At 61.5% G+C, this 26,096-nt stretch carries 29 protein-coding genes; 12 read left to right on the top strand and 17 right to left on the bottom strand.

Annotated elements, in window-relative coordinates:
- Positions 1–16 precede the first annotated feature (16 nt).
- The 3 genes from ACMGGK_RS16755 to lsrK form a co-directional block, all read right to left on the bottom strand.
- Entirely contained in the window at positions 17–910 is an 894-nt protein-coding gene (locus ACMGGK_RS16755) for a LysR family transcriptional regulator (RefSeq protein WP_016928617.1), read from the bottom strand.
- A 59-nt stretch (positions 911–969) separates the two neighbouring features.
- The gene (locus ACMGGK_RS16750; protein ID WP_016928616.1) at positions 970–2,154 is read right to left on the bottom strand and encodes an MFS transporter; all 1,185 of its coding nucleotides are present in this window, start codon (positions 2,152–2,154) and stop codon (positions 970–972) included.
- A 220-nt stretch (positions 2,155–2,374) separates the two neighbouring features.
- A complete protein-coding gene (gene lsrK, locus ACMGGK_RS16745; RefSeq protein WP_420277044.1) occupies positions 2,375–3,940 on the bottom strand; it encodes an autoinducer-2 kinase in 1,566 nt (521 codons plus the stop codon).
- 193 nt (positions 3,941–4,133) lie between these two features.
- On the opposite strand from lsrK, the gene lsrG reads away from it, so the two are divergent.
- The 3 genes from lsrG (at position 4,134) to ACMGGK_RS16730 (ending at position 6,094) form a co-directional block, all read left to right on the top strand.
- The gene (gene lsrG / locus ACMGGK_RS16740; RefSeq protein ID WP_033640998.1) at positions 4,134–4,427 is read left to right on the top strand and encodes a (4S)-4-hydroxy-5-phosphonooxypentane-2,3-dione isomerase; all 294 of its coding nucleotides are present in this window, start codon (positions 4,134–4,136) and stop codon (positions 4,425–4,427) included.
- Between the two features lie 87 nt (positions 4,428–4,514).
- A complete protein-coding gene (locus ACMGGK_RS16735) occupies positions 4,515–5,420 on the top strand; it encodes an O-acetylserine/cysteine exporter (RefSeq protein WP_004939557.1) in 906 nt (301 codons plus the stop codon).
- 83 nt (positions 5,421–5,503) lie between these two features.
- Positions 5,504–6,094 (top strand): LysE family translocator, encoded by a 591-nt coding sequence (locus ACMGGK_RS16730; protein ID WP_033640997.1) that lies wholly within the window; start codon positions 5,504–5,506, stop codon positions 6,092–6,094.
- Here ACMGGK_RS16730 and ACMGGK_RS16725 read toward each other — a convergent pair.
- Positions 6,070–6,897, bottom strand: coding sequence for a helix-turn-helix transcriptional regulator (locus ACMGGK_RS16725; RefSeq protein WP_164053566.1), 828 nt, complete (start codon positions 6,895–6,897; stop codon positions 6,070–6,072). The two genes, ACMGGK_RS16730 and ACMGGK_RS16725, sit on opposite strands and share 25 nt — an antisense overlap.
- A 69-nt stretch (positions 6,898–6,966) precedes the next feature.
- Between ACMGGK_RS16725 and ACMGGK_RS16720 the strand changes: the two genes are divergently transcribed.
- On the top strand, positions 6,967–7,185 hold the full coding sequence (locus ACMGGK_RS16720; protein ID WP_016928610.1) for a DUF7661 family protein: 219 nt from the start codon (positions 6,967–6,969) through the stop codon (positions 7,183–7,185).
- A 9-nt stretch (positions 7,186–7,194) separates the two neighbouring features.
- Here ACMGGK_RS16720 and ACMGGK_RS16715 read toward each other — a convergent pair whose 3' ends face one another.
- The 5 genes from ACMGGK_RS16715 to ACMGGK_RS16695 form a co-directional block, all read right to left on the bottom strand.
- On the bottom strand, positions 7,195–8,043 hold the full coding sequence (locus ACMGGK_RS16715) for a PA4780 family RIO1-like protein kinase (RefSeq protein WP_016928609.1): 849 nt from the start codon (positions 8,041–8,043) through the stop codon (positions 7,195–7,197).
- Positions 8,044–8,163: 120 nt separating this feature from the next.
- Entirely contained in the window at positions 8,164–9,654 is a 1,491-nt protein-coding gene (gene amyA, locus ACMGGK_RS16710) for an alpha-amylase (RefSeq protein WP_016928608.1), read from the bottom strand.
- Between the two features lie 112 nt (positions 9,655–9,766).
- Complete coding sequence (locus ACMGGK_RS16705; RefSeq protein WP_016928607.1) at positions 9,767–10,423, bottom strand: DUF799 domain-containing protein; 657 nt, start codon at positions 10,421–10,423, stop codon at positions 9,767–9,769.
- A complete protein-coding gene (locus ACMGGK_RS16700) occupies positions 10,420–10,776 on the bottom strand; it encodes a DUF4810 domain-containing protein (RefSeq protein WP_016928606.1) in 357 nt (118 codons plus the stop codon). The genes ACMGGK_RS16705 and ACMGGK_RS16700 overlap by 4 nt, the downstream gene beginning before the upstream one ends.
- Positions 10,777–10,796: 20 nt before the next feature.
- Positions 10,797–11,468: a CsgG/HfaB family protein gene (locus ACMGGK_RS16695; RefSeq protein ID WP_164053570.1), complete on the bottom strand. Its 672-nt coding sequence runs from the start codon at positions 11,466–11,468 to the stop codon at positions 10,797–10,799.
- A gap of 481 nt (positions 11,469–11,949) precedes the next feature.
- Here ACMGGK_RS16695 and ACMGGK_RS16690 point away from each other — a divergent pair, with 481 nt between their 5' ends.
- Positions 11,950–12,855, top strand: a complete 906-nt coding sequence (locus tag ACMGGK_RS16690) for a bifunctional helix-turn-helix transcriptional regulator/GNAT family N-acetyltransferase (protein WP_016928604.1) — start codon at positions 11,950–11,952, stop codon at positions 12,853–12,855.
- An 84-nt stretch (positions 12,856–12,939) separates the two neighbouring features.
- A complete protein-coding gene (locus tag ACMGGK_RS16685; RefSeq protein WP_420277043.1) occupies positions 12,940–14,229 on the top strand; it encodes an SLC13 family permease in 1,290 nt (429 codons plus the stop codon).
- On the opposite strand, the gene dapF is transcribed toward ACMGGK_RS16685, so the two are convergent.
- From dapF to bhsA (ACMGGK_RS16670), 3 genes are all read right to left on the bottom strand, one after another.
- Entirely contained in the window at positions 14,204–15,079 is an 876-nt protein-coding gene (gene dapF, locus ACMGGK_RS16680; protein ID WP_420277042.1) for a diaminopimelate epimerase, read from the bottom strand. The two genes, ACMGGK_RS16685 and dapF, sit on opposite strands and share 26 nt — an antisense overlap.
- Before the next feature lie 113 nt (positions 15,080–15,192).
- Positions 15,193–15,450 (bottom strand): multiple stress resistance protein BhsA, encoded by a 258-nt coding sequence (gene bhsA, locus ACMGGK_RS16675; RefSeq protein ID WP_016928601.1) that lies wholly within the window; start codon positions 15,448–15,450, stop codon positions 15,193–15,195.
- Positions 15,451–15,642: 192 nt separating this feature from the next.
- On the bottom strand, positions 15,643–15,900 hold the full coding sequence (gene bhsA, locus ACMGGK_RS16670; protein WP_016928600.1) for a multiple stress resistance protein BhsA: 258 nt from the start codon (positions 15,898–15,900) through the stop codon (positions 15,643–15,645).
- Between the two features lie 176 nt (positions 15,901–16,076).
- Between bhsA (ACMGGK_RS16670) and ACMGGK_RS16665 the strand changes: the two genes are divergently transcribed.
- A complete protein-coding gene (locus ACMGGK_RS16665; RefSeq protein WP_016928599.1) occupies positions 16,077–16,721 on the top strand; it encodes a TetR/AcrR family transcriptional regulator in 645 nt (214 codons plus the stop codon).
- Positions 16,722–16,756: 35 nt separating this feature from the next.
- On the opposite strand, the gene ACMGGK_RS16660 is transcribed toward ACMGGK_RS16665, so the two are convergent.
- From ACMGGK_RS16660 to ACMGGK_RS16645, 4 genes are all read right to left on the bottom strand, one after another.
- Positions 16,757–17,575, bottom strand: a complete 819-nt coding sequence (locus ACMGGK_RS16660; protein ID WP_420277041.1) for a MetQ/NlpA family ABC transporter substrate-binding protein — start codon at positions 17,573–17,575, stop codon at positions 16,757–16,759.
- Positions 17,576–17,594: 19 nt separating this feature from the next.
- A complete protein-coding gene (locus ACMGGK_RS16655) occupies positions 17,595–18,263 on the bottom strand; it encodes a methionine ABC transporter permease (RefSeq protein WP_004939505.1) in 669 nt (222 codons plus the stop codon).
- The gene (locus tag ACMGGK_RS16650) at positions 18,256–19,281 is read right to left on the bottom strand and encodes a methionine ABC transporter ATP-binding protein (RefSeq protein WP_420277040.1); all 1,026 of its coding nucleotides are present in this window, start codon (positions 19,279–19,281) and stop codon (positions 18,256–18,258) included. Before ACMGGK_RS16650 ends, ACMGGK_RS16655 begins: the two co-directional genes overlap by 8 nt.
- A 236-nt stretch (positions 19,282–19,517) precedes the next feature.
- Positions 19,518–19,961 (bottom strand): acetyltransferase, encoded by a 444-nt coding sequence (locus tag ACMGGK_RS16645; RefSeq protein WP_049299489.1) that lies wholly within the window; start codon positions 19,959–19,961, stop codon positions 19,518–19,520.
- 242 nt (positions 19,962–20,203) lie between these two features.
- Between ACMGGK_RS16645 and ACMGGK_RS16640 the strand changes: the two genes are divergently transcribed.
- The 3 genes from ACMGGK_RS16640 to ACMGGK_RS16630 all read left to right on the top strand — a co-directional run bounded on the left by ACMGGK_RS16640 (position 20,204) and on the right by ACMGGK_RS16630 (position 22,899).
- A complete protein-coding gene (locus ACMGGK_RS16640; RefSeq protein ID WP_420277461.1) occupies positions 20,204–21,076 on the top strand; it encodes an oxygenase MpaB family protein in 873 nt (290 codons plus the stop codon).
- Between the two features lie 162 nt (positions 21,077–21,238).
- Entirely contained in the window at positions 21,239–22,342 is a 1,104-nt protein-coding gene (locus tag ACMGGK_RS16635; protein ID WP_016928594.1) for a suppressor of fused domain protein, read from the top strand.
- A gap of 29 nt (positions 22,343–22,371) precedes the next feature.
- A complete protein-coding gene (locus tag ACMGGK_RS16630) occupies positions 22,372–22,899 on the top strand; it encodes a cysteine hydrolase family protein (protein ID WP_016928593.1) in 528 nt (175 codons plus the stop codon).
- A 32-nt stretch (positions 22,900–22,931) separates the two neighbouring features.
- On the opposite strand, the gene ACMGGK_RS16625 is transcribed toward ACMGGK_RS16630, so the two are convergent.
- Positions 22,932–23,807, bottom strand: a complete 876-nt coding sequence (locus ACMGGK_RS16625) for an NAD(P)-dependent oxidoreductase (protein ID WP_049299492.1) — start codon at positions 23,805–23,807, stop codon at positions 22,932–22,934.
- 290 nt (positions 23,808–24,097) lie between these two features.
- Here ACMGGK_RS16625 and trpS point away from each other — a divergent pair, with 290 nt between their 5' ends.
- Both trpS and phnC read left to right on the top strand, forming a co-directional pair.
- A complete protein-coding gene (trpS, locus tag ACMGGK_RS16620) occupies positions 24,098–25,105 on the top strand; it encodes a tryptophan--tRNA ligase (RefSeq protein ID WP_420277039.1) in 1,008 nt (335 codons plus the stop codon).
- Between the two features lie 117 nt (positions 25,106–25,222).
- Positions 25,223–26,056, top strand: coding sequence for a phosphonate ABC transporter ATP-binding protein (gene phnC / locus ACMGGK_RS16615; protein WP_004939485.1), 834 nt, complete (start codon positions 25,223–25,225; stop codon positions 26,054–26,056).
- The last annotated feature ends 40 nt before the right edge of the window (positions 26,057–26,096 follow it).

Genomic DNA, 26,096 nt, shown 5'->3' with positions numbered 1-26,096 from the left:
TAGCCGGGGCGATCGGTTAATGAAACGTCTCCACCGCCCAGTCGATGAACGCCCGCAGCTTGCCGCTGAGGTGGCGATTGGACGGGTAGACCACGTACATCTGCTCCGGCGGCGGCTGCCAGTCGTGCAGCAGGCTGACCAGTTCGCCGCGCTCGAGGTGCGGCTGCGCCATAAACCGATAAATCTGGATGATGCCTAATCCGGCCAGGCTCGCCGCCAGCAGCGCGTTGCCTTCATTGATGCTGACCGGGTAGCGCTGCTGGATGGCGATCTCTTTGCCGCGTTCGACATAGCGTTGCGGATGGATGCGGTCGTTGACCGGATGGCGGTAGTGCACCATCGGAAAACCCTGTTCCAGATCGCACGGGTGGCGCGGGGCGCCGTGGCGCGCCAGATAAGCCGGGGTGGCGCAGCTGACCCAGTCCAGATCGAACAGACGCCGGGCGATCAGGCTGGAGTCGGCCAATGGGCCGCTGCGGATCACGCAGTCGGCGCTGTCGCTGATCAGATCGATAACGCGATCGCCGATGCTGAGATCGATTTGGATTTGCGGGTAGCGTTCCAAAAAGCCGGGCAGCGCCGGCAACAGCAGTTGGCGAGCGGTGCCGCTGCCGGTGTCGATGCGCAGCACGCCCTGCGGAGAACTTTGCGACTCGGTCAGGCAGCCCTCCATCTGCTCCAAATCCGCCAGCCATTTCACCGTATTTTGGTAATAGCATTCGCCTTCGCGGGTGACCGACACGCTGCGAGTGGTGCGCTGAAACAGCTTGGTCTGCAGGTGATCCTCCAGATTTTGGATCAGCTTGGTGACCGTCGCTTTCGGCATGCCCAGCGAATCGGCGGCGCGGGTAAAGCCGCCGGTTTCCACCACGCGGTTAAATACCCGGATAGCGAGCAAATGATGGTCCATAGGTTCTCAACGCCATGCCCCGGCGGTGGCCGGGGCATGTTTCTGCAGATAGATAATGATTAACACTGTTTAGCGCCAATCGCGCCGGAGCGCAAGCTGAGGCCGAACACCAGCGTGGCGGAGAGGATCAGCGCGCCGCCGAACAGCATGGCGCTGCTGACGCCCTGCCAGTCCACCACCTCGCCGCCCAGCAGCGCGCCGGAGGCCAGCGCGATTTGGATGACGCACACCAACAGCGCCTGGCCGGCTTCCGGCGCCTGCGGCACCGCGGCGAACATCCAGTTGGTGGCGCACACCGGGACGGCGCCAAAGGCCAGCCCCCACACCAGCACCATCAGCGTGGCGCCGGCGAGGCCGCTGAGCAGCGGCGAAACGATCAAAATGCCCGCCAGCATGGCAGCGATCAGAATAAAGGTGGCGCGCAGGCTGTATTCCCCCAGACGCTCGCCGAGGAAAGTGCCCAGCAGGCCGATGGCGCCATAGGCCAACAGCTGCAGCGAGATCGCCGACGGGCTGAGCACGAACACCTGCTGCAGCAGGGGCCGCAGATAGGTGTAGGCGGCGAAGTGGCCGATGAACAACAGCACGATGGCGATCAGGCCGATGCGCGCCATCGGCAGGCGCAGCGGCAGCACCAGATCGCGCGGCGTGACCGGCCGGGAAGGCGGCACCGAGGTCAGCAAACGCAGCTGCGCCGCCAGTACGCCGACCGCCAATGCCGCACCGCCGAAGAAGGCGGCGCGCCAGCCAAACAGATCGCCGATCAGCGCCCCGGCCGGCACGCCGCACACCGCGCCGACCGAGATGCCGCTGAGGATCAGCGCGGTGGCGCGGCCCTGGCTGGCTTCCGGCACCAGATGGCGGCCGTAGTTGGCGGCGAACGACCAGAAACCGCCGACGCAGATGCCCAGCAGCACGCGGCCCAGCAGCATCATCGGGAAGTTGACGGCCAGCGCCGCCACCAGGTTGGACACCATCAGCAACAGCGACAGCCCCAACATCAGTAAACGCCGATCCAGACGGCCGGAAATCAGGCTCAATGCGGGGGCGGCCACCGCCGCCACGATGCCGGGCATGGTGACCATCAGCCCGGCGGTGCCGGTGCTGACGCCGAGCGAGGGGGCGATGTTGGTCAGCAGGCCGATCGGCAGAAACTCGGTGGTGACCATGACAAAACAGGCGACCGTCAGCGAGAAGATCGCCGGCCACGGGGATGATGCAGGGTTATCTTTATTATTCAGCATAATGCCGCTCGTCTCAGGTGAATGCGCAGGCCGTGCGCGGGGCACGGTGTGACCGAAGTCACAATCTACGGCAGGTGCAAGTCGCGGATAAATCCATCTGCGGTGGTTACACTGTTTCTGAGGGGGAACAATCGCGGCGGCGAGTGAAAACGCGGCTTGCGCCGCGCCGAGAGGAAAGGAATAAAACGGCATAAGGTTATGACCGAATGCCGCGTGGCGCTTACAGCCCCGGCGCTTTCCACAGCGAGGTGGTCAGGCCGTTGTCCACCAGCGTCAACTGATCGGCGTAGACCCGCCGCCAGGTTTCTTTCTGTTCCTGATACAGCGCGTGGTGGGTCATGTCCGGCTGATGCTCGCGCTCCCAGCGCACCAGGCGCTCGCCGGTTTCGGCCAGCGATTCGTACAGCCCGGCGCCGACGCCGGCGGCGATCGCGCAGCCCAGCGCGGTGGCCTCTTTCACCACCGGCACCCGCACCGTCAGCCCGGTGACGTCGCTGAGGATCTGGCTCCACAGCTTGCCCTTGGCCCCGCCGCCGGCGAACACCAGCGAACGGGCCTGCACGCCGGAGAAGGCGGCGATCTGTTCCAGATTGCAGGCGGAGACGATGGCGGCATTCTCCTCCAGCGCACGGAACAGCGTCTGTTTGTTGCAGCGCTCCGGGTCGATCGACATGTTGATGAACGACGGCGCTGCGTGATACCAGGTTTTGAAATGCATGGCGTCGGAGAAAATCGGCATCACGCCGTAGGCGCCCGGCGGTACTCTGGCCGCCATCTCTTCCAGCAGGCTGTAGGCGTCGACCCCCAGCCGCTCCGCCAGCAGTTTTTCTTCCGCGCAGAAGGCGTCGCGGAACCAGCGCATGGTCAGGCCGGTAAAGAAGCTGATGGATTCCGCCTGCGCCATGCCGGGAATGACGTGGGGGTTGATGCGGATGTTCATCTCCGGATCGATGGCCGGTTCCGGCAGGTTGACGATTTGCTGCCAGAAGGTGCCGCCGAGCACCGCCGTCTGCCCGGCGCGCACGATGCCGAGCCCCAGGCTGCCGAGCTGCACGTCGCCGCCGCCCATCACCACCGGGGTGCCGCGCAGCAGCCCGCTCTCCTGCGCCGCCTGTTCGGTGACGCGCCCCAGCACGCTGCCGGTCTCTTTCACCGGCGACAGAATATCGGCGCGCAGGCCGGCCATGTCGAGCAACGCCGGCCGCCAGTCGCGGCTGGTCAGATCCAGCATGCCGGTGGTGCCGGCGTTGGAAGGATCGACCGCCAGTTCGTCGCTCAGCATGTTGGCCAGCCAGTCGCTGATCATGGTCAGCGTCGCCGCCTGGCGGTAGATGTCCGGCCGATGGTGCGCCAGCCACAACAGGCGCGGCATGGCGCTCAGTGCCAGCGTCTGGCCGGAGTGCTGGTACACCTCGCGTTCGAAGCCGTGGTTGTGCAGCTCTTTCAGCTCGCTGACTTCGTGGCTGGCGCGTGCGTCGACGTTGGCGCAGGCCCAGATCGGCACGCCGTTGCGGTCGTACAGAACGATGCCTTCACGCATCGAGCAGCAGGCCACCGCGCGGATCGCCTGAGCGCTCAAGCCTGCGCGTTGCATCGCCTGGCGGATGCACTGGCAGGCCAGCTGCCAGTTGCGGCTGAGGTCAAACTCCATCGAGCCGGGCACGCCCGGCACCGCCAGGTGTTGCCACTCCGCCTGGCCGTGCGCGATCTGGTTACCCGCCAGATCGAAGATCACCGCGCGAATGCTGCCCGTTCCTGCGTCCAGCGCCATCAAGTAGTTATCCATAGCCTATGCTCTCAGGGGGAGGAGTGTTAACTATAGATGCCGCCGCCTTACCCCGCCGGGGGAGGAGTGGGCGTCGCCGACGCGATTTGTGAGCCAGGCGGCAAAATTGCCGTTGCGGCAGGGCAATCGACGGGAATAAACCTATGGTTGGAAAGCGCCATGTTACGGCGCGCCGTTTAAACAAGGAGTTGCCATGCACGTCACATTGGTTGAGATCAACGTTAAACAAGACAAAATTGACGAATTTATCGATGTTTTCCGCGCCAATCACCTGGGCGCGATCGAAGAGCCGGGCAACCTGCGCTTCGACGTGCTGCAGGATGAACAGATCCCGACGCGGTTTTACATCTATGAAGCCTATCGCGACGAGCAGGCGGTGGCGGCGCACAAGCAGACCCCGCACTACCTGCAGTGCGTGGCGAAGCTGGAAGCGCTGATGACCGGCCCGCGCAAGAAGACCACCTTTATCGGCCTGATGCCTGAATAATCGCCGGCGTGTGCCGGTGTCCATACGCCCGGTTTGGTTGTAACCTGCAAGGCAAAGCGAATTTTCAATGGGATAAGCGGGGCGAGGATGACATTGCGCGATCGGCTGTTGGCGCTGTTGGTGGTGGTGATCTGGGGCGTGAATTTCGTGGTAATCAAGTTCGGCCTGCAGGGGATGCCGCCGTTCCTGTTGGCCGGGATGCGTTTTTTACTGGTGGCGTTGCCGGCGATCTTCTTTATCCCGCGCCCGACCATCCCGTGGAAATGGCTGTTGCTGTACGGCATGACCATGAGCTTCGCGCAGTTCGCGTTTTTGTTCGTCGCCATCAAGGTGGGCATGCCGGCGGGGCTGGCCTCGCTGGTGTTGCAGGCGCAGGTGTTCTTCACCCTGCTGTTGGGCGTCGTGCTGATGGGAGAAAAGCTGCGGGTCAACCATTTCGTCGGCATCGCTATCGCCAGCGGCGGCATGCTGGTGCTGGCGCAGGCCAGCCTGCATAAGCCGGGCAGCGGCGCGGTCCCCCTGGCGGGCCTGCTGCTGACGCTGGCGGCGGCGTTTTCCTGGGCGCTGGGTAACCTGACCAACAAGAAGATCCTGGCCGGTTTCCCGCAGCGTAATATTTTATCGCTGGTGGTGTGGAGCGCGCCGATCCCGGTTGTGCCGTTCCTGGCCTGCAGCTGGCTGTTCGACGGCCCTGAGGTGGTGCTGAGCAGCCTGAGCCATGTGCAGGTTGGCACCTGGCTGGCGGTGGCCTATCTGGCGTTCGCCGCCACGCTGTTCGGTTATTCGGTGTGGGGCAGCCTGCTGGGGCGCTATGAAACCTGGCGCGTTGCGCCGCTGACGCTGCTGGTGCCGCTGGTCGGGCTGTTCGCCGCCTGGCTGTTGCTGGACGAAGCGTTGTCGCCGGCGCAGTTCGGCGGCGCATTGCTGGTGCTGGCCGGCATGGCGGTCAACACCTTCGGGCTGCCGCGCCGCCGGGCCGTCGCTGTGCGCTAAACCGAATAGGGTAATTCTGTTCAATACCGGGTCGGCGCGGCCCGGCACTCTGGCGCCTGTGAATATTTTCTCAGGTGTCCATCATGAATATCTACCTTTCCATGGCCGCGTTTGCGCTGGCGGCCTCCATCACTCCCGGCCCGGTCAACATCGTCGCATTGAGCGCCGGGGCGCAATTCGGCTTTGGCGCAACCCAGCGCCATGTGTTCGGCGCCACGCTGGGGTTTACCCTGTTGCTGGTGCTGCTGGGATTGGGCATGCACCAGCTGCTGATCCTGTGGCCGGGGCTGACCCGCTTGATCCAGTGGGCCGGCGTGGCCTTTCTGCTGTTTATGGCCTATCGGCTGGCGTTTGACGACGGCAGGCTGGGCAACGGCGCGGCGCAGGCGCCTTCCTGCTGGTACGGCGCGCTGATGCAATGGCTGAATCCCAAGGCATGGCTGGCGTCGGTGGCCAGCCTCGGCGCCTTTGTCGGCGATGGCGACATGCTGTTGCTATGGCAGTTCGCCGGGCTCTACTTCGTGATTTGCTATGCCTCGGTAGCTTGCTGGGCCTATGTCGGCGCGATGCTGCGCGGCCTGCTCAGGCAGGCGCGCAACGTACAACGCTTTAATCGCGCGATGGCGGCGTTGCTGGCGGCCAGCGCTTGTTATCTGTTGGCGGAGGGTTTTTGATACTGGCCGGGCGTGGCGGCCAACAGCTGTTTGAAGGTGCGCTGAAAGTGCGCCTGATCGGCAAAGCCGCTTTCGCTGGCGGCCGCGGCGATCGGCAGGCCGCTTCTCAATAACCGATGGCCGTGCTGCACGCGGCGGTTGATCAGATAGGCGTGCGGCGTCATGCCGTAACGCTGGCGGAAGGCGCGGATCAGGTAAGAAGGGGAGAGCGCGGCGGCGCGACAAATGTCGTCCAGCGTCAGCGGCTGGGTGCAGTGCGCGTCGATAAACGCCGCCGCCGCTTCCAGTCGGCTATGCGGCGGCGTCTCCGGCTGGCGGACATCGCCCAGCCCGAGCTGCAGGGCGCTGAAATACTCCACCATGGCGATCTGTTTTTCCAGCGCGCTGCACAGCGGATCCGTCAGCAGCGCATAAAGGCGATTCAGGCCGTGGAACAGCGCCGGATCGCGACTGAGCGGCTGGCTGAACGGAACAAAACGCTCGCCTTCGCCGCCGAGCAGCTCCTGCTGCAGCGCGCCGATCCAGGCGAGATCGAGATAGAACATGATGTACGACCAATTGCGGTCGGCGATCGGATTACAGGCGTGCGCCTGCTGCGGGTTGATGATCACCAGATCGCCGGCGCTAACCTGCATGCGCCGCTCGCCGTTGACATAGGTGCTGACGCCGCCGGTGATGGCACCGATGGAAAAGAATTCGTGGCTGTGCAGGCTGTAACACGCCTGGCGGCCATCCGCGATGGCGCGGGCTTCGACGAACGGCAACTGCGGATCGCGCCAGAACTGCGGCGTTTTTTCACTCATACGCTTTCCTTTTCACTGCGGCGGCATCACAGTGTTATAGCCTGAAAGCGACGAGAGGGGGAATGGCGGATGATGATTTTTAACGTGTTCGGCCGTCTGCTGGGCGTGAAGCGCATCGGGGACGAATGGCGGCTGTTCCGCGTGACGCTGCCGGAGCGCAAATATGCCCCCAGCCACGATATCGTGTTGCCGGCCGATCTGCGCGAAGAGGAGATCGCCGGCTATCTGGGGGATATCTATCACGAGGCGGCGACGCCGCAGCGGCCGGAGGTGTTTCGCGTCGAATAGCGCGGCGCGTTACTCTTCCGCGTTGCGCGCCATGAGGCGGCGCTGGTGTTCCTCGCTGGCGGCCTGGATCTCTTCCAGCACCGAGCCGACATCGGCGCGCTTCTGGATTTCGCTGAACCGGCCGCTGAGGGCGCTGTCCGGCGTCAGATTGCCTTCCTGATACAGCGCCCAAATCTCTTTGGCGTATTGGCTGTCGCGCAGTTCCGGCGCGAATTGGCCATAATATTCCGCCAAATTGTTGATATCGCGCTCGAACATGCTTTTGGCGTGATTGTTGGCGGCGGCGTCCACCACCTGCGGCAGATCGATGATCACCGGCCCGTCTTTATCCATCAGCACGTTGAATTCCGACAGGTCACCGTGCACCAGCCCGGCGCACAGCATGCGCACCGCGTAATTCATCATCAGGGCGTGATCGGCGCGCGCCTGTTCCGGCGTCAGGATGACATCGCTCAGGCGCGGCGCCACCAGACCTTCTTCGTCGGTAATCAGCTCCATCAGCAGCACGCCGTCCAGGCAGATATCCGGCTGCGGCACCCGCACCCCGGCCTTGGCCAGCAGATACAGCGCGTCCACTTCGGTGTTTTGCCAGGCTTCTTCCTGCTGCTGGCGGCCGAATTTGGAGCCTTTGCTCATGGCGCGCGCGTCGCGGCTGTTGCGCACCTTGCGCCCTTCCTGATAGTGAACGGCCTGCTTGAAGTTGCGCTTCTCGGCCTCTTTGTACACTTTGGCGCAGCGGATCTCATCGCCGCAGCGCACGATAAACACGTCGGCTTCTTTGCCGCTTTTCAACCGGCGGATGACGTCGTCGATTAACCCGTCATCCACCAGCGGCTGGAGTCGTTTTGGAATTTTCATGCAGCCTTGTACCCTATTTAGGCTCCGGTGTGAATGGCTTGCGCAGTTGATAGCGTAAGTTAGACCCGAAAGGCAAACATTAGTTTTGCCGCCGCGGCATCATTGCGCGGCGGCGGGCGTTCACAGGCTGCCTGTCGGCACCCAGACGCTGACGCTGCCGGCGTTAACCGGGAAATGGGCGCTGCCCTGGTCGTCGGTGGTGATTTCCTCCTGGCGGTTACCGAGGAAATCGCGCCAGGCGGTGTGCGCCAAATCGGCGCCCAGCGCGACCGTCTTGCCGCTCTCGCCGCCGTTGGTCAGCACCACCACGCAGCCGGGGGCCTCGGCGGTGCCGGCGCGGCTGAAGGCCACGCAGTGGCTGTCGTCGAAGTAGTCGGTTTGCGGGCCGTTGGCGAAGCGCTGGCGGGCGGCGATCAGTTTCTCCAGCTCCGGGATCGCCGGCATGTCGATCTGGTATTCGCCGCCGTCGCGCCCCTTGTCGCGGTAGCTGGCGCCATACAGGTCGGGGTAAAACACGCAGGGTACGCCCTGTTCGCGCAGCAGGATCAGCGCATAGGCCAGCGGTTTGAACCAGGGTTCCACCGGCGCTTCCAGCGATTGCAGCGGCTGGGTATCGTGGTTGGCGACCAGCGTCACCGCGTGGGCCGGATCGGCGGCGGTCAGGGTATCGGTGAAGATCTGCGCCATGTCGAAGCCGTCGCCCTGTTTCGACGCCTGATGAAACTTCAGGTGCAGCGCCACGTCGAACAGCATCACCTTGCCGTCCACCAACTCGATATATTGTTGCAGCGCGCCGAGATCGTGCGACCAGTATTCGGCAACGATAAACAGGTCGCGCTGCGCGCTGCCGCGCACGTGATCCGCCCACTCTTTGAAGAACCAGGCGGGAATGTGTTTGGCGGCGTCAAGGCGGAAGCCGTCGCACGGCAGCGTGTCCAGCAGCCAGCGCGCCCAGTATTTGAGCTCCTCCGTCACCGCGGCGTTGCGGAACTCCACGTCGGCGCCCATCAGGTAGTCGTAGTTGCCTTTCTCGTCGTCGACCTGATCGTTCCAGCCGTCGTCGCCGTAGTCGTTGGCGATTTTAAACACCCCTTTGTCGTCCGGCTGCTCAACATAGTCGACGCCGCTGAAGCATTTGTAATCCCAGATAAACTCGGAATGCACGCCCTGGCGACCGGGAAAGGTGAAGCGGGTGTAGGCCAGCGCGTCGAAGCCCTGGTCGTCGATATCGTTGCGGTTGTTGGCGTCCACCTTGAACACGTGTACCCGTTCTTTTTCGTCCGCGCCGAGCTTGTGGTTGAACACCACGTCGTAGATCACCCCCACGCCGTGTTCGCGCAGCGTAGTGGCGGCATGTTCCAGCGCCGCCTTGTCGCCGTATTTGGTGGCCACGCTGCCTTTCTGGTCAAATTCGCCCAGATCGAACAGATCGTAGGTGTCGTAGCCGACGGAGTAGCCGCCGGAAGCGCCCTTGCAGGCGGGGGGCAGCCACAGATCGGTGATGCCCAGTTCGGCCAGGTGCGGGGCGCGCTCGGCGGCCTCCTGCCACAGTTTGCCGCCGTCGGGGTAGTACCAGTGGAAGAATTGCAGCAGGGTGGTTTTTTTCGTCATGAGCCAGCGTCCCGGTTAGCCAGAAGGAAAGAAGCAGTTAAAGCATGGGCTACTTTTGGCAAAAGGGACAAGTTTGGCATAGGCGGCCCGAGAAGGCCGCCCGAGAGACTGCTTAACGCTGGCTGGCGTAATGAGGCGAGCGCGGGCCATAAAGAATGGCGCCGTTCTGACCTGTTGCCGACAGGAGGCGAGTGTTGGCGATGGCACCAATGTCGAACCCTTTATCGCTGATGGTATCCGCGATTTGTGAAATCGCGGCGCTGATCACCATGCCCAGCAGGCCACCGGAATTGTTGTTGCCTTCGTTGCTGGATGCGGTGGCGGTGCCGGCCCACAGCTGTTTGCCGTTGCGCAGGTCAACCAGGCGAGCGGCTACGGTAACGCGAGTTTCGCTGCTGATCACCATGTAGCTGGTACCGTATTGCGTGACATCCAGGTACAGCACGGTGTCGGCGCCGAAAATCTGGTGCAGTTTTTTCGGACTGACGGCGCGGATGTCGTTGGCGTTGGTTAGACCGTTTTGCAGGAAGGTTTCCTCCACTACAGCGACCGGCATCACATAGTAACCGGCCTCGGCCAGCGGTAAGGTTGCACTGGCGAGCACGCTGTGGCTGGCTTTGACATCCGGCGACTGATTCATCGGCGGCAAGACCAGGATCGACTTCGGCTTGCTCTCATGGAATGCCGCATAGTCATAAGGCGTTTGCTTGGCACAGCCGCTCAGCAACAGGATGGCGGTAACGCTGAGGAAAGTGAGTACACGCTTCATTTAAAGCTCCCCTTATCCTTGGCCATCAGGAAATTCATAAACGGTGCCGATTCCGGGAACAGCGTTTTTTCCGTGTTGAATTCACTCATGGCTTGTCCGTCGTTGCCGGTTTTGCTGTACAGCAGCCCCAGTTGCGCATGCAGCCCCGGCGGTACGGCTTTATCCTTGGCGCGGGATTTCTCGACGATCTCTTTCAGCGTAGCGATCTGCTGCTCAGGGCTTTGCCCATCCTGCTGGTAGTATTGATAAAGAGAAGTTTGGTAGCCATCCCAATTGTAAAGCGTTTTCGGCGCGGCGCAGCCGGCCAACAGGGTCGCTGCAAACAGCGCCCCGCCCATTTTTTTAGTTATCATCTTTCTCTGCTTCTAGTCCGTTAGTTAGCAGGGCGCCATGCGCCGTTTTCGATACCGGTAACCAGGTTATTGACGGCTTCACGCACGGCCAGATCCAGCACCTTGCCGTTAAGGGTGGAGTCGTAGCTGGCGGTGCCCCCGAAACCGATGATTTCGCGATTGGACAGTTCGTATTCACCGGCGCCCTGAGAGGAATAGACGACTTCTGAAGTCTGTACGTTCACGACGTTCAGATTGACTTTGGCGTAAGCGACCTGTGATTTACCACGGCCCAAAATACCCCACAGCTGATGATCGCCGACTTCTTTGCGGCCGAATTCGGTGACATCGCCGGTAATCACATAGTTGGCGCCTTTCAGCGTTTGTGCTTTCCCTTTAAAGCCGGCTTCAGTTTTCAACTCTTCCATGTTGGCGCGGTCCAGCACGTTGAAACGGCCAGTCTGCTGCAAATGCGTGATCAGGATAGTCTTGGACTGATTGCCCAGCCGATCGACGCCATCGGAGAAGATGCCATTCATGTAGCTGGAGCGGTTGTCGAATTTACCGACGGCGATAGGGCTGCGTGGGCCCTGATAAGTGGTGTTGTAGGAAGCCACTTTCGGCACTTCCAAAGAGCGGGAGGATTCGGTCGCACAGCCCGCCAGCAAAGTGACGGAAAGGGCGACGGAACAGACGGCGAGTGATTTTTTCATTGGCATGCGATCTCTCCATGAGCATAAAACAGCGCGGGAGCAACCCGCGCCCGATGTTTCCATAACGAGCGTTGTCGCCGTTATGGAAGCGTCGCGATCCTGCCATGAATATGTAACAAATTACAACAAGATATTGGCATTAATGCCGCTATTGACATTGTTGTAACCTATTGTAATGCAATGGATTGATATCGATTTCTTCTCTTAACCGCAGATTTTTTCACGATTGTATGTTTTTTAACTGGTTTATTGTTTTATCAACATTAAATTAATGAATTTTTATTCTGATTTTTTTGAATTAATCAGTTTACTGTATTGGGTAATGTAACGTTTTGCATCAGCTCCTCTGTTATACCGGGGTTCATGGCGGCTTGATGATCCGTTAAGGTAGTGAGAATTAGGTAACACTATCAACTAAATCTCATTTTTTATCGGTAGTTAATTGGGGATATCAATTGTGAACATCAGGGATTTCAGAGCATTGGCGCGCAGTTTGGTCAGAGAATTCGGCATGTTGAACAAGCAGAGCAACGGCTCGCGCTTTTCGCCGCTGCAGATCCATCTGATGATCGAAGTCAGCGAGCAGCCGCTGGGCGTCACCGAGCTGGCGGCCCGGCTTTGCATCGACAAGGCCAGCGCCAGCCGGGCGCTGCGCAGCCTGGTGGCCGCCGGCGTGATAGAAACGGTGGATCATCCTGATGACAAGCGGCACAACCTGCATCGGTTGAGTAAACAGGGCGGCAAGACGCTGGCCGGCATCGAGAGCGACGCCGACGGTTTTATGCAGGCGGCGCTGGCGCAGTTGGACGACGATGAGCTGGCGAGCACTACCGCGGCGATGAAAAAGATGACCGCGGCGCTGCGCAGCGCGCGCAAACAGCGCGACGCCAACCTGCGGGTGCGGCCGATCGTCGAGCGCGACGATGCGGCGATGGCGGCGATCATTCGCGACGTGTTTCGCGAGTACGGCATGGACAAAATGGAAGGGGTCAGCCTGCACGATCCGGATCTCGATCGGCTGACCGGTCTGTATCGCGACAACGGCGGCCACTACTGGGTGCTGGAGCGCGGCGGGCAGGTGGTGGGGGGCGTCGGCATGGCGCCGCTGGCCGGCGAAGAGCCCGGCTATTGCGAGTTGCAAAAACTGTTTTTCAAACCCGGCGCGCGCGGGCTGGGCATGGCGCGCCATATGGTGGTGCAGGCGCTGAAGGCGGCGCGGGCGGCGGGGTATCGCTACTGCTACCTGGAAACCACCGAACAGTTGAAAGAGGCGATCGGGTTGTACTACGCGCTGGGGTTCACGCTGTTGACGGAACGGCGCGGCAATACCGGCCACCACGGCTGCAATGTGTGCATGCTGAAAAATCTGCAGAACGACGATATGTGAGCGGTTTCAAGGTTAACGCCCGCGCCTTGTGTCACCCTGTTAACCGTTTGATAACAATCACAACGTTTTATCAGGGAGGAAACTATGTTGGGGGATCCGATGGCGCTGGTCACGCTGGTGGTCATCGCGCTATGGGCCAGCGCCCGCCTGCCGGAGTATTTGGTCGCGCTGCTGTTCTTTGCGGCGGTGATGGTATTGCAGCTGGCACCCGCCGCGGTGACCTTTTCCGGTTTCGCGTCCTCCGCATTTTGGCTGGTGCTCAGCGGCTTCGTGTTGGGCACCGCCATCCGCAGCACCGGTTTGGCGGATCGCCTGGCCAACCGACTCTTGCCGCATCTGGCCGGTTCCTGGCCCCGCCTGGTGGGCGGCGTGGTGGCGATAAGCTACGCGTTGGCGTTTGTCATGCCCTCCAACATGGGGCGAATTACGCTGCTGATGCCTATCGTCATGGCGTTGGCCAATCGCGCCGGCCTGGCGGAAGGCTCGCGCGGCCGCATCGGTTTGGCGCTGGCGGTGGGGTTCGGCACCTTCCAGCTCTCCGCCAGCATCCTGCCGGCCAACGTGCCCAATCTGGTGATGAGCGGCGCGGCGGAAAGCGCCTACGGCAGCCACTTCGCTTATCTTTCTTACCTGTTGTTGCATGCCCCGGTGCTCGGGATCGCTAAAGGCGCGCTGCTGACGCTGTGCATCTGCGGCCTGTTCCGCGCGCGGCCGCAGCCGGTGGCGGCCGAGGCGGCACAAACCCCGCTCAGCGCCGCCGAGTGGCGGCTGATCGCACTGTTGGGCATTACGGTGCTGCTGTGGATGACCGACAGCTGGCACGGCATCGCCCCCGCCTGGATCGGGTTGGCGGCAGCCTGCTTCTGCCTGTTGCCGCGCATCGGTTTTCTCAACGGCGAGCAGTTCGCCGCCGGGGTTAACGTGCGCACCTGTATCTACGTGGCGGGGATCCTGGGGCTGACCGCGCTGGTCAGCCACTCCGGTCTCGGCGATCGGCTGGGCGGTGCGCTGCTGGCGATGATGCCGGATCTGCATGGCAAACCGTTCGCTGCGTTCGGTTCGCTGGTGGGGATCACCGCGTTGCTGAATTTCGTGGTGACCGCCAACGGCGTGCCGGCGCTGTTTACTCCGCTGGCGCAGGCGTTGTCCGCGGGCAGCGGCCTGCCGCTGCTGACGGTGCTGATGACCCAGGTGATCGGCTATGCCACGCCGCTGCTGCCGTATCAGGCTTCGCCGATCGTGGTGGCGATGGGGATGGGCAAAGTGCCGGCGCGTGAAGGGTTGAAGCTGTGCCTGCTGTTGGCTGCACTCAGCTTTGCGCTGCTGGTGCCGTTGGATTATCTGTGGTTCAGGCTGCTGGGGTGGATCCCGTAAACAGCTCCGCGCCGCCGGCAAAACAATCTTCGTCCAGCGTCAGGGTGGCGATTTTATGCACCGGTCCGCGCATGCTGACCTGAAAATCGCCGCTGAAGGCGATCTGCAGTTCGCCGCCCGGCATCCGCACGCTAACCCGATCGTCGACTCGTCCCAACTTGCGCATCACGCTGGCGGCGGCGCAGCTGCTGCTGCCGGAGGCGAGGGTAAAGCCGGCGCCGCGCTCCCAGATGCCGATGCGCAGCGTCTGGCGATCGGCCACTTCCACCAGTTGTACATTGGTGCGTTTCGGGAACAGCGGATGGCGTTCAATTTGCGGTCCGAGCCGATGCACCTGCGCCAGATCCAGTTTTTCCACCGGCACCACGCAGTGCGGATTGCCCATCGACACCAGCGAAACGCTTAACGTCGCCTCCCTCAGGGGCAGCGGATAGTTCAGCGCCTCCGGCAGATCGATCAACGCCGGCAGCGCCGCCGGGCTGAAATTGGCGCGCCCCATCTCCACGGTTATCTGATGCGCGTCTTCCGCCACCTGGCAACGCACGTCGCCGCCGGCAGTGTGCACCAGAAACGGCTGATGCGCCACGCGCTTGCTGTCGAACAGATAGCGCGCGTAGATACGCAGACCGTTGCCGCTTTTCTCCGCTTCGGAGCCGTCCGGGTTGATGATGCGCAGGGTGGGATTGACGGCGTCGCCGCTGTCGATCAGCAGGCCGTCGGAACCGATGCCGTAATGCGGGTGGCACAGCAGGCGGATCTGTTCCTGGTTCAGACGTTCGGCGACCGAACGGTGGCAGACCAGGTAGTCGTTGCCCAGACCGTGATATTTGTGGAACAGCAGGGGAGTCATGGCGTTGCTCGGCTCAGCGGGAAAAGGTCGCTACAGCTTACAACAGAACGTTGGCGTTAAAGCAAACAAAAGGCGGCCTGAGCCGCCCTTTTGCACGATTGCCGATCCGGCGATTAATTGTAGATGATCGCGGTGCCGTGCAGTTTGTTGTCACCGGTGGTGGCGATGATCTGGAAAGATTTGGCGCCCGCCGCGTCGGCTTTGGCCGCCAGTTTGTTTTCCAGGCTGCTCAGGTCGGACGCGCCGCTGACGGTGACGACGCCGGCTTTTTGCAGGTCGGCGGGTTGCGCGTTAACCAGATCGGCGGCGAAGCTGCCGAAAGAGACGGAGGCCAGTGCGATGGCTGCGATGGTCATTTTCAGGTTTTTCATGGTCTTATTTCCTATCTTTGTTCTTTACGATGTTTGTTTTGTAAGGTCGTTAAATTAATTAACGATCGATAATTTAATGTTAGATGCCGGTTTGACGGATTGCAAGTATTTTTTTAATGCTCATTAATTAATTTTTTTTATACCCTGGCGTCGGGAGCCGAAATTATCGCGATCCGCTGGTTTAATACCTTGTTATTGATAGATTTCTGCGGTTCCGTGCAGCTGGTTGTTACCGCCGGCGCCGATGATGCGGAAGGATTTTGCACCGGCCTGATCGGCTTTGGCGGCCAGGCTGTTTTCCAGCGAGGTCAGATCGGATGCGCCGCTGACGGTAATGACGCCCACTTTCTGCTGGTCAGCCGGTTGGTTCTGAACCAAATCAGCGGCGAAGCTGCCGAAGGAAACGCTGGCCAGAGTGAGGGCTGCTAAGGTTAATTTTAAGTTTTTCATAATGTTAATTCCTTTCCGATAACGGTGAATAGAGGGGTTGAATCCGCTTCGCTAAATTATCTTAACGATCGATAACTAAATGCTAATCGGTTCTCGACGAGCGCGCAATATTTTTTTATAATGATCGTTAAGTTATTTGTGCTAACCCTGCCGTGGAGCGGGATAGGAGAGGAACGATGAGCATCAATGAAGCGGTCTGCGGCAAGAAAAGCCGCGGCAGACCGAAACAATTTGATCGCGATCGGGCGCTGGAAAGCGCGCTCGATCTGTTCTGGCGGCACGGTTATGAAGCCACCTCGCTGGCCGATCTGGTGGAAGTGACCGGCGCCAAGGCGCCGACGCTGTATGCGGAATTCGGCAACAAGGAAGGGATGTTCCGCGCGGCGGTGGAACGCTATTTGCAAAAATACACCACCTGCACCAACCAACTGTTGGAACAGGCGTTGCCGGTGGCCGAGATCGTCGAGGCCTACGTGCGTTCTTCCGTCGAAGTGTTTACCGACCCCGATACGCCGTCAGGTTGTTTTATGGTGTGCGCCTCCGCCGCGCTGTCGTCCGCGTCCGACGACGTCGCCCAGATGCTGCGCAAAAAACATCATGCCCAGGAAGCGGCGCTGAAAGCCTGCTTCGATCGCAAGGTGCAGCAGGGTGAACTGCTGGCGAAGACTGACACCGCGCTGCTGGCGAAGTACGTCATTTGCACCATTGAAGGCATGTCGGTGCAGGCGCGCGAAGGGGCAAGCCGCGGCGATCTGCTGCGGTTACTGGAGGCGTTGATGCTGGTGTGGCCGCGGCTCAGCCAGATTGGCAATAAGGTGTGACAACCGGCCCGGCTTTTACCGGGCCGTCTAACCCATTACTGATTGACCGGGATCACCGCGCCCTGGTACTTCTCGCGGATAAAGTCCTGAATCGGTTTGGAGTGCAGCACTTTGACCAGCGCCACGATCTCCGGCTTGTTCACGTCGGCTTTGTGCACGGTGATGATGTTGGCGTACGGGTTGTTTTCGCCGCTTTCGACCGCGATCGGATCCTTGGTCGGATTCAGCCCGGCGTCGATGGCGTAGTTGGCGTTGATCACCACCGCGTCGCCTTCGTTGTTGTTATACATCTGCGGCAGCAGCGCGCCTTCAACGTTGGCCTGGAACTTCAGGTGTTTCGGGTTTTCCACCACGTCGGTGATGCGCGCGTCCACTTTGCTCACCCCCGGCTTCAGCTTGATCACGCCTTCCCGTTCAAAAATAGACAGGATGCGGCCTTCTTCCGCCACCGCGTCGCGCATGATGATTTTGCCGTTTTCCGGCAGATCTTTCAGGCTATTGTACTTCTTCGAGTAGATACCGATAGGCTCAATATGGATCGCGCCGGCGCTGACGAAGTCGTAGCTCTTGTCGTCGGCGTGGTCTTTCAGCACCGAGTTCAGGTAAGGCACGTGCTGGAAATAGTTGGCGTCAATGTCATGGCTGGCCAGCGCAGTGTTCGGCAGGATGTAGTCCTGGAAGCGCTTGATTTGCAGATCGATGCCTTCCTTCGCCAGTATCGGTTTAGCCTGTTCGAGGATCTCGGCGTGCGGCACGTTGGAGGCGCCGACCACCAGCTTGGTCGCCGCGGCGGCGCCAAAAGAAGCCAGAGTGGCGACGGAGGCGAAAGCCAGCATCAGTAGGTGCTTTTTCATCATCGTTTTCCTTGGTTAATTAACGTTTATCGAGCGTTCTTGTCAGGGTGTCGCCAATGAACTGAATGACGAAAACGATCAGCAGGATCGTCAGCGTCGCCACCAGCGTCACGTCACTGTGGTTGCGTTGGAAGCCTTCCAGATAGGCCAGGTTGCCCAGTCCGCCGGCGCCGATCACCCCGGCCATCGCGGTGTAGCTCACCAGCGCGATCAGGGTGACGGTGATGCCGGAAACCAGCGCCGGCGAGCTTTCCGGCAGCAATACGCGGAAAATCAGGGTGCGGTTTTTGGCGCCCATCGAGCGCGCCGCTTCGATCACTCCTTTGTCGACCTCGCGCAGCGCGATCTCCACCAGCCGGGCATAGAACGGCGCCGCGCCGACGATCAGCGCCGGCAGGGCCGCATCTGCGCCGAGAATGGTGCCGATAAGCGACTTGGTGAACGGGATCAGCAGCACGATCAGAATGATGAACGGAATGGAGCGGAAGACGTTGACCAACACGGAGATCAGCGAGTAGACCGCCCGGTTCTGCAACAGCTGGCCCTTCGAGGTTAAAAACAGCAGCACGCCGAGCACGATGCCCAGCACCAGCGTGGCCAAACCGGCGATGCCGGTCATGTACAGCGTTTCCCAGGTGGCGTCCCACAGTTGGTCCAGACGCAGGTGGGGGAACAGGGATTCAATCATGTTGGATAACCTCGACGGCGATGTTTCTTTCGTTCAGCAGGTTGAGCATGTCGGCGACTTGTTGTTCATTGCCTTCGGCGTGGATGTACAGTTCGCCGAACGAACCGTTGAGGGTGTGGCTGATCTTGCCGTGCAGAATGTTGACGGTCAGGGCGTAGCGCCGGATCACTTCAGAGATCACCGCCTGATGGGTTTGCACGCCGACGAAGGTCAGCTTGAAAATCGCCCCCGGCAAGTGGGCGGTGAGCTGCGGGTTGAAGCTCTCTTCGGTGTCCGCATACTGCGACACCTGTTTGACGAACTGTCGGGTGATCGGCTGCTGCGGCCGGGTGAACACGTCAAGCACCGGGCCTTCTTCGACGATGCGGCCGTTTTCCATCACCGCCACGCGGTGGCAGATTTTGCGCACCACGTGCATCTCGTGGGTGATTAGCACGATGGTCAATTTTAGCTGACGGTTGATGTCCAACAGCAGGTCGAGAATGGCGTCGGTGGTCTGCGGATCGAGCGCCGAGGTGGCCTCGTCGCACAGCAGCACGCTCGGGTTATTGGCCAGCGCGCGGGCGATGCCGACGCGCTGCTTTTGGCCGCCGCTGAGCTGCGACGGGTAGGCGTTTTCGCGCCCCTGCAGGCCGACCAGCGCGATCAGTTCCGCCACGCGCGGCGCAATCTGCGCCTTGGGCACGCCGGCGATCTGCATGGAAAACGCGATGTTCTGGCTGACGGTGCGCGACCACAGCAGGTTGAAGTGCTGAAACACCATGCTGATTTTCAGGCGCGCCTGGCGCAGATGGCTGCCTTTGGCGCGGGCGATATCAAAACCGCCCACGTCAATGCGGCCGCTGGTGGGCGTTTCCAGGCCGTTGAGCAGGCGGATGAGGGTGCTTTTGCCGGCGCCGCTGTAGCCGATGATGCCGTAAATTTGCCCGGCCTCTACCGCCAGGCTGACGTTGTCTACCGCCACGACGCGGCCCTGTGTGCTGTCAAAAGTTTTGCAAACGTTCGAAAGAACGATCATAGCGAAGCGGATCCTTATCGATACATCACAGCATTCCGTCCAGAGCGCGGTGCGCCGGACAGAGATCGTTCGGCTTTTCGGCTGACGGAACCTCTGTTGCGGGTGAATACCGGGCAATCCTACCGAGGGTTTATAGTGACAGGAAGAATGTAAAATCTATTACTTATTCTGATTTGATATATAAGGCAGCGGGGGAGGCGGGGGAAGAAACCGGCCGCAGGGCGGCCGGCGGAGGGCTAGCGTTTTTCCAGCTTCATGTGCAGCAGCGGGAACGGGTTGCCCTGGCCGTCGAGCGGCGAGCGGCCGGTGATGACAAACCCGTAGTGGCGGTAGAAGCCGCTGGCCTGCGGATTTTGCTCGTTCACGTCCAGCTGCAGCTCATCGTGCAGCGTTTCCGCGTGGGTCAGCAGCGCTTTGCCCACCCCTTTGCCGCGCTGATCCGCGTCGATAAACAACATCTCCACCTTGTTGCCGTTCAGGCCGATAAAGCCGCAGGGATGCCCCGGGCGTTCTTCGGCCACCCAAACGTTGACCGCCGGCAGGTAGTCGTTCAGCACCAACGGGAACAGCTGCGTGATGTTGTCTTCGGTTAAAAAATGGTGGGTGGCGCGCACCGAACGCAGCCAGATATCTGCCAATTGCGCGTTGTCTTCCGCCGCGCGTGCTCTGATGGTAATCATCGAACTCTCTGCTATCTAAGTTGAAGGAAAAGAAACTAGATAGAGGTTTTGTGGGGTTAGTGCCGAATTAACGTGGGTTAACGCCCTGCAAAGCGCCTCTGCAGTGGATCGAATAGGCCCGCTTTGTTGCAAGCGGTATAACAACTGTAATTCAGTAAGTTAATGCTTTCAACCGCCGCAGGGCGCAATGAGGCGCTCGCCGCGTGTTACACTGGCCGCTGAATGAGCAAGAGGGCGGCAGGATGGAAGCGGTACGCGCAGCGATAGAGAAACAGGTGCTCAGCCTGACCTGGCTGGCGCTCGGCGGCGTCGATTTTGAGAATCCGCCCGGCGATCCGGGGCTGTTCGGCCCGCAGTCTGTCATCTGGCAGGTACATCGCGATTTCACGCCGATGCTGTGCGGCGGCGTCAGCGCCTTGCTGCTGCAAATGCTGCACCCGCTGGCGCTGGCCGGCGTATGGGATCACTCCAATTTTCGCGACGATATGATCGGCCGCCTGCGCCGCACCAGCCAGTTCGTGTCGGTCACCACCTTCGGCCCGACCGCCGAGGCGGAGCGGCTGATCGCCAAAGTCAAAGCCATCCATCTGCGGGTAACCGGCGTCGGCGGCGACGGCACGCCTTATGCCGCCAGCGATCCGGCGCTGCTGACCTGGGTGCACGTGGCGGAGAGCAGCCGCTTTCTGGCCAGCCACCTGCGCTACCGTAACCCCCATCTTTCCCGCGATTTGCAGGATCAATACTATCGTGAAGCGGCGCGCGTGGCCGCCGCGCTGGGAGCCACTGAAATACCTCAGTCCTGCGCGGAGGTCGAAGAATACCTGCAGGCGATGCGGCCGCAGCTGGTGTGCGATGAACGCACCCAAGAGGTGGCGCGCATTCTGCTGAAGGCGCCGGCGCCGAGCGCGTTGGCGCGCCCGCTCGGCGGGGTGGTGATGCAGGCGGGCATCGATCTGTTGCCCGACTGGGCGCAGCGGCAGTTCGGTTTTCATCCGGGCGCGCTGCGGCGGCGGCTGGTGCGAACGGGCGCCGCCGGTTTGGGCAAGGTGCTGGGCGCGTCGATGCGCAACGGTTCCTATCAGCGCGCGGTGCGGCGCATCACTCGGCCGTCATGAGCCGCAGCCGCTATAATTAGCCTTTGTTTATCTTCGTTTACGGCCGTTTTTGAGACTTTTACGGGTGATCCGGCCAGTAATGCGTTTTACACTTGGGGCAAAGCCACATTCCATTTTTGGCGCGCAGCCGATTCTGCCGCGCCCTGACCCTATTGAGGTGATATGAACGAGTCATACGTACTTGCTGAAGTCAGCAATGAGAACCAGACGCTGGTCGCGGTGGTTCAGCAAGATCACCGGGCAGCCTATTTTTACATCTATCCCGCCGAAGCCTACAGCGATCGCTATCAGGTGCGCGCCTGCTGGCTGCGCAACCTGGCCGCCGCGCCGCTGCAGGAGGATCGCGCCGCGTTGGAACAAGGGCAGCCGCCGATGCTGGCGGCGGAGTTTTGCCGCAACCTGGAAGGGGAAGCGCCGCTGAACCCGGAAGGGCTGATGGTGGTGTGGAGCGAAAGCGACGACGGCGCGGCCCTGTGGTATTACGGCCAACTGCTGGCGGTGATCCCCGGCTGGAGCCTGTATATCGACCATTCGGTGTGCTATTCGGCCAGCTGCATCAAGGAGAGCCCACTGGCCTATCCGCTCGGTTCGGCCTCGACCAACACGCAATATGCGCAGGCGGAAAGCACCCGGCAGTTTTGGCGCAGCTGGCAGCGTGAAGAGGGCAATCCGTGGCCGAAGATGCAGCGCGATTTTCAGGCGCGCTATGAGCAGCATTTCGGCCCTTCGGTAAAATATTACGCCATCGATCAGGGCAAGTGGCCGCCGATGGCCATCACTCAGCACGAGCGCGACGGCATCTATTACTTCCTCACCATGGGGGTCAGCATCCGGCCGATGCCGTGGGTGGAGATCCTGTTCAACGACGAGGCTTCGCGCTATCGCCGCATGGAGATGGCGATCGCCATCGACAGCCAATACATGACCGAAGACAACGCGGTGCAGATGGCCAGCGCGCTGGCCGGTTTCGCGCACGCGCCGTGGGCGCGGTTGACCTGGATCGGCGAAGGGCACACGCTGGAGTCCGACGTGGCGCCGTTGGGCTACGAAGGCTATATTTTATCGTCGTCCTTCTATCCGCATCACGCGCACCTGGCGTTGCCGCAGCAGTACGGCGACCCGGTGAACCTGTTTTGGGCCAGCCCGGTGTTTACCGCCGAGCGTCAGCTGGCGCACGCCACGCCGAACGGTGGGCACGATCTGGTGAACCGGCTGCGCGAGCAGGGCGTTGACCACATTTTCCGCCCGCGCCAGCCGGTGTGCTGACGCCATTTATCTTCTCTTCGGGAGCCGCCATGACCACCGCGCTGTTGATTATCGATGTGCAGGAAGGGTTGTTTACGCCGCCGCCGGCGGATGCCGCGGGCACCGTTGCGCGCATCAATCAGTTGAGCGAGCGCGCCCGCCGGGCGGGCGTGCCGGTGATCGTGATTCAGCACCACACGCCGGACGACGAACTGCCGCACGGCAGCGCCGCCTGGCAAGTGCTCGCGGCGCTGAAGGTGGCGCCGGGCGACCATCGGGTGGATAAAACCACGCCGGACTCGTTCCTGCGCACCTCGCTCGGCGCGTTGCTGATCGCCAACGGCGTATCGCAGCTGGTGGTTTGCGGCTACTCCACGCCGTTTTGCATCGATACCACGGTGCGCAGCGCCGCGGCGCGCGGCTATCCGGTGACGCTGGCGGCGGATGCGCACACCTGCCACGACAAATCCTATGCCGACGGTTTGCTGATCCGCATCCACCATAACGAGACGCTGTCGAATATCGACAGCTTCGGCGTGCCGATCCGCGCCGTGCCCGCGGCGGACATCGTGTTCTGAGTACGGAAAACGGGGGCCAACGCCCCCGTTCGTTATTTCAGGCCCGCTCGTCGCGCCGCCACCTTGGCCAGCGCCGCCCAGTCCAGATCCGCATCCCCCTGCGCCATCGCGTCGAGGAAGTTGTCTTTCAGCACCCCGGCGAACGGCATCGGCGTATGGCTGTCGGCGCCGGCGGCCAGCGCCAGCCCGACGTCTTTCAACCCCAGCGCCAGCCGGAATCCGGCGGGTGAATACTTCTCTGCGGCGATCAGCGCGCCATAGCCCTGATAGGCCGGGGCGGCGAAGACGGTGCCGCTCAGCATCTGCAGGTAGTCGGCGCCGGACACGCCATAGTTGCGCACCAACGCGCTGCCTTCCGCCATTGCTTCAATGGCGCTGGCCAGCGTAAAGTTGGTGGCGATTTTGACCACGTTGGCCTGCGCCGGATCGGCGCCGAAGTGCCAGGTTTTCTGGCCGAGGGCATCGAACAGCGGCTGCGCTTGCTTCAGCCGCTCGCTATCGCCGGCCGCCAGAATATTCAGTTTGCCGGCGGCCGCCACATCGACCCGTCCCAGCACCGGCGCGGCGAGATAACCGATGCCGTGCTCCTCATGCAGCGTCGTCAAACGTTTGGCGAGTTCGACCGAGATAGTCGCCATATTGATATGCAGCGCGCCCGGTTTCATCCGTTGCAGCAATCCGCTGTCCACCACCACCTGCTGCGTGGCGGCATCGTCGGCCAGCATGGTGATCAGCACGTCGGCATCGGCCAACTGTTCCGGCCGTTCGACCTGCCGCGCGCCGGCGCTCACCAGCGGCTGCGCCGCCTGCGGCGAGCGGTTCCATACCGTTAAGGCGAAGCCCGCCTGCAACAGGTTGGCCGCCATGGCGCTGCCCATCCCACCCAGTCCGGCAAATCCGATCTTCATCATGCGCTCCTTTTTCAGGTTGAAGGTTTTACCCTAGCGCGCCAGGCCAGGAACGCAAATGCCGGAGTGTAACGCCGTCTTACGCGCCGGCGGCGGGCTATTGACGCGCTGCCGCGGCGGGTATACCTTGATGGCATGAATATATCGATGCACTCCACCCACAATCAGTCATGGTGGCGCCTCTTCTGAGGCGGCACGAGTATTCACATCTCTTTTTAATGCCGCCGGTTTGGCGGCATTATTTTTTGTGGCGTTGATCCGGCGGTCTACAGACCTTCAGGAGCACTGCCATGAGCTACACCATTCTTACCGGCGATCGCGCCACCGGCCCACTGCATTTAGGCCACTTCGTCGGCTCGCTGCGCCAGCGCGTCGCACTGCAGCACCAGCATAACCAAACGGTGATGGTGGCGGATCTGCAGGGCCTGACCGACAACGGCAACAACCCGCAAAAAATCAGCGCCAACGTGCTCAACGTCGTGGCCGACTATCTGGCGGTTGGCATCGATCCGCACAAGACCACGATCTGCCTGCAGTCGGCGCTGCCGGCGTTGGCCGAGCTGACGATGTACTACCTTAATCTGGTCAGCGTGGCGCGGCTGGAACGCAACCCGACGGTGAAAAACGAAATCGCCGAGAAGGATTTCGCCCGCAGCCTGCCGGCCGGTTTTCTGATCTATCCGGTCAGCCAGGCGGCGGACATCACCGCCTTCGGCGCCACCCACGTGCCGGTCGGCGAGGATCAACTGCCGATGCTGGAGCAAACCAACGAGATCGTGCGGCGCTTCAACCACATCGTCGGCCAACCGATATTAACGGAGTGCCAGCCGCTGTTAAGCAACGTCGGGCGTCTGCCGGGGCTGGACGGGCAGGGCAAAATGTCGAAATCGCGCGGCAACGCCATCCCGCTTGGCGCCGGCGCCGACGAGGTGCACAAGGCGGTGATGAGCATGTTCACCGATCCCGGCCATCTCAACGTCAGCGATCCCGGCCGGGTGGAGGGCAACATGGTGTTCACCTATCTGGACGCCTTCTGCGAAGACGCCGCGCTGGTGGCGGAACTGAAGGCGCACTACCGCCGCGGCGGGTTGGGGGACGTGAAGATCAAACGGCTGCTGGAGGATTATCTGCAGAGCCTGCTCGAACCGATCCGCACCCGCCGCGCCGAATTCATCGCTGATAAAGGCGAGCTGACGCGCATCCTGCAGCACGGCACCCTCCGCGCGCATCAGGTCAGCCAGCGGACGCTGCAGCAGGTCAAGGCGGCGCTGGGGCTGGACTTCTTCACCCTGGCGTGAGGCGTACACCGGGGCGGCACGCGTCACGCCCCGGCCATAAAACCATCATCCCACTGTCATAAACTTATCCGTTAATAGGTGCCCATAATGATTAGCCACTGAAACCAGAGAAATCATATGGCTCAGGCACTGTTAAAATTGGCGCAGCACGAGTTCCCAGGGCAGCACGCCGCCGCATCCCGCAAAGTGTTATCGGTAAAGGGGCTCGGCAAAGCTTACAAAGCGCAGCAGCGCGTGCTGGATGACATCAATTTCGATCTGCACGCCGGCGAATTCGTGGCGGTGATCGGCCGCTCCGGCGCGGGCAAGTCCACGCTGTTGCATACCCTCAACGGCACCATTCCTTCCAGCTGCGGCGAGATGCTGCACTTCGAAGACGATGGCGTGGCGCAGGATATCGCCCAGCTTGCCGGCCGCCAGATGCGCCAGTGGCGCGCGCGCTGCGGCATGATCTTCCAGGACTTCTGCCTGGTGCCGCGGCTGGACGTGATGACCAACGTGTTGCTGGGCCGCCTGAGCCACACCTCCACCCTGAAATCCTTCTTCAAACTGTTCGATGACGCCGACCGCGCTCGCGCCATCGAGCTGTTGCAGTGGCTCAACATGCTGCCGCACGCGCTGCAGCGCGCCGAGCACCTCTCCGGCGGTCAGATGCAGCGCGTCGCTATCTGCCGCGCGCTGATGCAAAACCCGCAAATCCTGCTGGCCGATGAGCCGGTGGCGTCGCTCGATCCGAAAAACACCCGCCGCATCATGGACGCGCTGCAGAAAATCAGCGAAGACGGCATCGCGGTGATGGTGAACCTGCACTCGGTCGAACTGGTGAAAGAGTATTGCTCGCGGGTGATCGGCATCGCCCACGGGAAGATCGTGTTTGACGGGCATCCTTCGCAACTGAACGAACGGATCCTGCACCAGCTGTATGGCGAAGAAGCCAATCAGATCCATTGAAGCACTTTTGACCTTTACCCTTTACACACAAGGCACACCT

Source organism: Serratia sp. BNK-33-b, from assembly GCF_048684565.1.
Taxonomy (GTDB): Bacteria; Pseudomonadota; Gammaproteobacteria; order Enterobacterales; family Enterobacteriaceae; genus Serratia; species Serratia marcescens.
The sequence above is the reverse complement of the archived record's forward strand: the minus strand, read 5'-3'. Positions and strand labels throughout refer to the sequence as shown.

Bases quoted from the DNA above. Each gene is read 5' to 3' on its own strand.
- ACMGGK_RS16755 (WP_016928617.1), bottom strand. From the start codon at position 910: ATGGACCATCATTTGCTCGCTATCCGGGTATTTAACCGCGTGGTGGAA.
- ACMGGK_RS16750 (WP_016928616.1), bottom strand. From the start codon at position 2,154: ATGCTGAATAATAAAGATAACCCTGCATCATCCCCGTGGCCGGCGATC.
- lsrK (WP_420277044.1), bottom strand. From the start codon at position 3,940: ATGGATAACTACTTGATGGCGCTGGACGCAGGAACGGGCAGCATTCGC.
- lsrG (WP_033640998.1), top strand. From the start codon at position 4,134: ATGCACGTCACATTGGTTGAGATCAACGTTAAACAAGACAAAATTGAC.
- ACMGGK_RS16735 (WP_004939557.1), top strand. From the start codon at position 4,515: ATGACATTGCGCGATCGGCTGTTGGCGCTGTTGGTGGTGGTGATCTGG.
- ACMGGK_RS16730 (WP_033640997.1), top strand. From the start codon at position 5,504: ATGAATATCTACCTTTCCATGGCCGCGTTTGCGCTGGCGGCCTCCATC.
- ACMGGK_RS16725 (WP_164053566.1), bottom strand. From the start codon at position 6,897: ATGAGTGAAAAAACGCCGCAGTTCTGGCGCGATCCGCAGTTGCCGTTC.
- ACMGGK_RS16720 (WP_016928610.1), top strand. From the start codon at position 6,967: ATGATGATTTTTAACGTGTTCGGCCGTCTGCTGGGCGTGAAGCGCATC.
- ACMGGK_RS16715 (WP_016928609.1), bottom strand. From the start codon at position 8,043: ATGAAAATTCCAAAACGACTCCAGCCGCTGGTGGATGACGGGTTAATC.
- amyA (WP_016928608.1), bottom strand. From the start codon at position 9,654: ATGACGAAAAAAACCACCCTGCTGCAATTCTTCCACTGGTACTACCCC.
- ACMGGK_RS16705 (WP_016928607.1), bottom strand. From the start codon at position 10,423: ATGAAGCGTGTACTCACTTTCCTCAGCGTTACCGCCATCCTGTTGCTG.
- ACMGGK_RS16700 (WP_016928606.1), bottom strand. From the start codon at position 10,776: ATGATAACTAAAAAAATGGGCGGGGCGCTGTTTGCAGCGACCCTGTTG.
- ACMGGK_RS16695 (WP_164053570.1), bottom strand. From the start codon at position 11,468: ATGAAAAAATCACTCGCCGTCTGTTCCGTCGCCCTTTCCGTCACTTTG.
- ACMGGK_RS16685 (WP_420277043.1), top strand. From the start codon at position 12,940: ATGTTGGGGGATCCGATGGCGCTGGTCACGCTGGTGGTCATCGCGCTA.
- dapF (WP_420277042.1), bottom strand. From the start codon at position 15,079: ATGACTCCCCTGCTGTTCCACAAATATCACGGTCTGGGCAACGACTAC.
- bhsA (WP_016928601.1), bottom strand. From the start codon at position 15,450: ATGAAAAACCTGAAAATGACCATCGCAGCCATCGCACTGGCCTCCGTC.
- bhsA (WP_016928600.1), bottom strand. From the start codon at position 15,900: ATGAAAAACTTAAAATTAACCTTAGCAGCCCTCACTCTGGCCAGCGTT.
- ACMGGK_RS16665 (WP_016928599.1), top strand. From the start codon at position 16,077: ATGAGCATCAATGAAGCGGTCTGCGGCAAGAAAAGCCGCGGCAGACCG.
- ACMGGK_RS16660 (WP_420277041.1), bottom strand. From the start codon at position 17,575: ATGAAAAAGCACCTACTGATGCTGGCTTTCGCCTCCGTCGCCACTCTG.
- ACMGGK_RS16655 (WP_004939505.1), bottom strand. From the start codon at position 18,263: ATGATTGAATCCCTGTTCCCCCACCTGCGTCTGGACCAACTGTGGGAC.
- ACMGGK_RS16650 (WP_420277040.1), bottom strand. From the start codon at position 19,281: ATGATCGTTCTTTCGAACGTTTGCAAAACTTTTGACAGCACACAGGGC.
- ACMGGK_RS16645 (WP_049299489.1), bottom strand. From the start codon at position 19,961: ATGATTACCATCAGAGCACGCGCGGCGGAAGACAACGCGCAATTGGCA.
- ACMGGK_RS16640 (WP_420277461.1), top strand. From the start codon at position 20,204: ATGGAAGCGGTACGCGCAGCGATAGAGAAACAGGTGCTCAGCCTGACC.
- ACMGGK_RS16635 (WP_016928594.1), top strand. From the start codon at position 21,239: ATGAACGAGTCATACGTACTTGCTGAAGTCAGCAATGAGAACCAGACG.
- ACMGGK_RS16630 (WP_016928593.1), top strand. From the start codon at position 22,372: ATGACCACCGCGCTGTTGATTATCGATGTGCAGGAAGGGTTGTTTACG.
- ACMGGK_RS16625 (WP_049299492.1), bottom strand. From the start codon at position 23,807: ATGAAGATCGGATTTGCCGGACTGGGTGGGATGGGCAGCGCCATGGCG.
- trpS (WP_420277039.1), top strand. From the start codon at position 24,098: ATGAGCTACACCATTCTTACCGGCGATCGCGCCACCGGCCCACTGCAT.
- phnC (WP_004939485.1), top strand. From the start codon at position 25,223: ATGGCTCAGGCACTGTTAAAATTGGCGCAGCACGAGTTCCCAGGGCAG.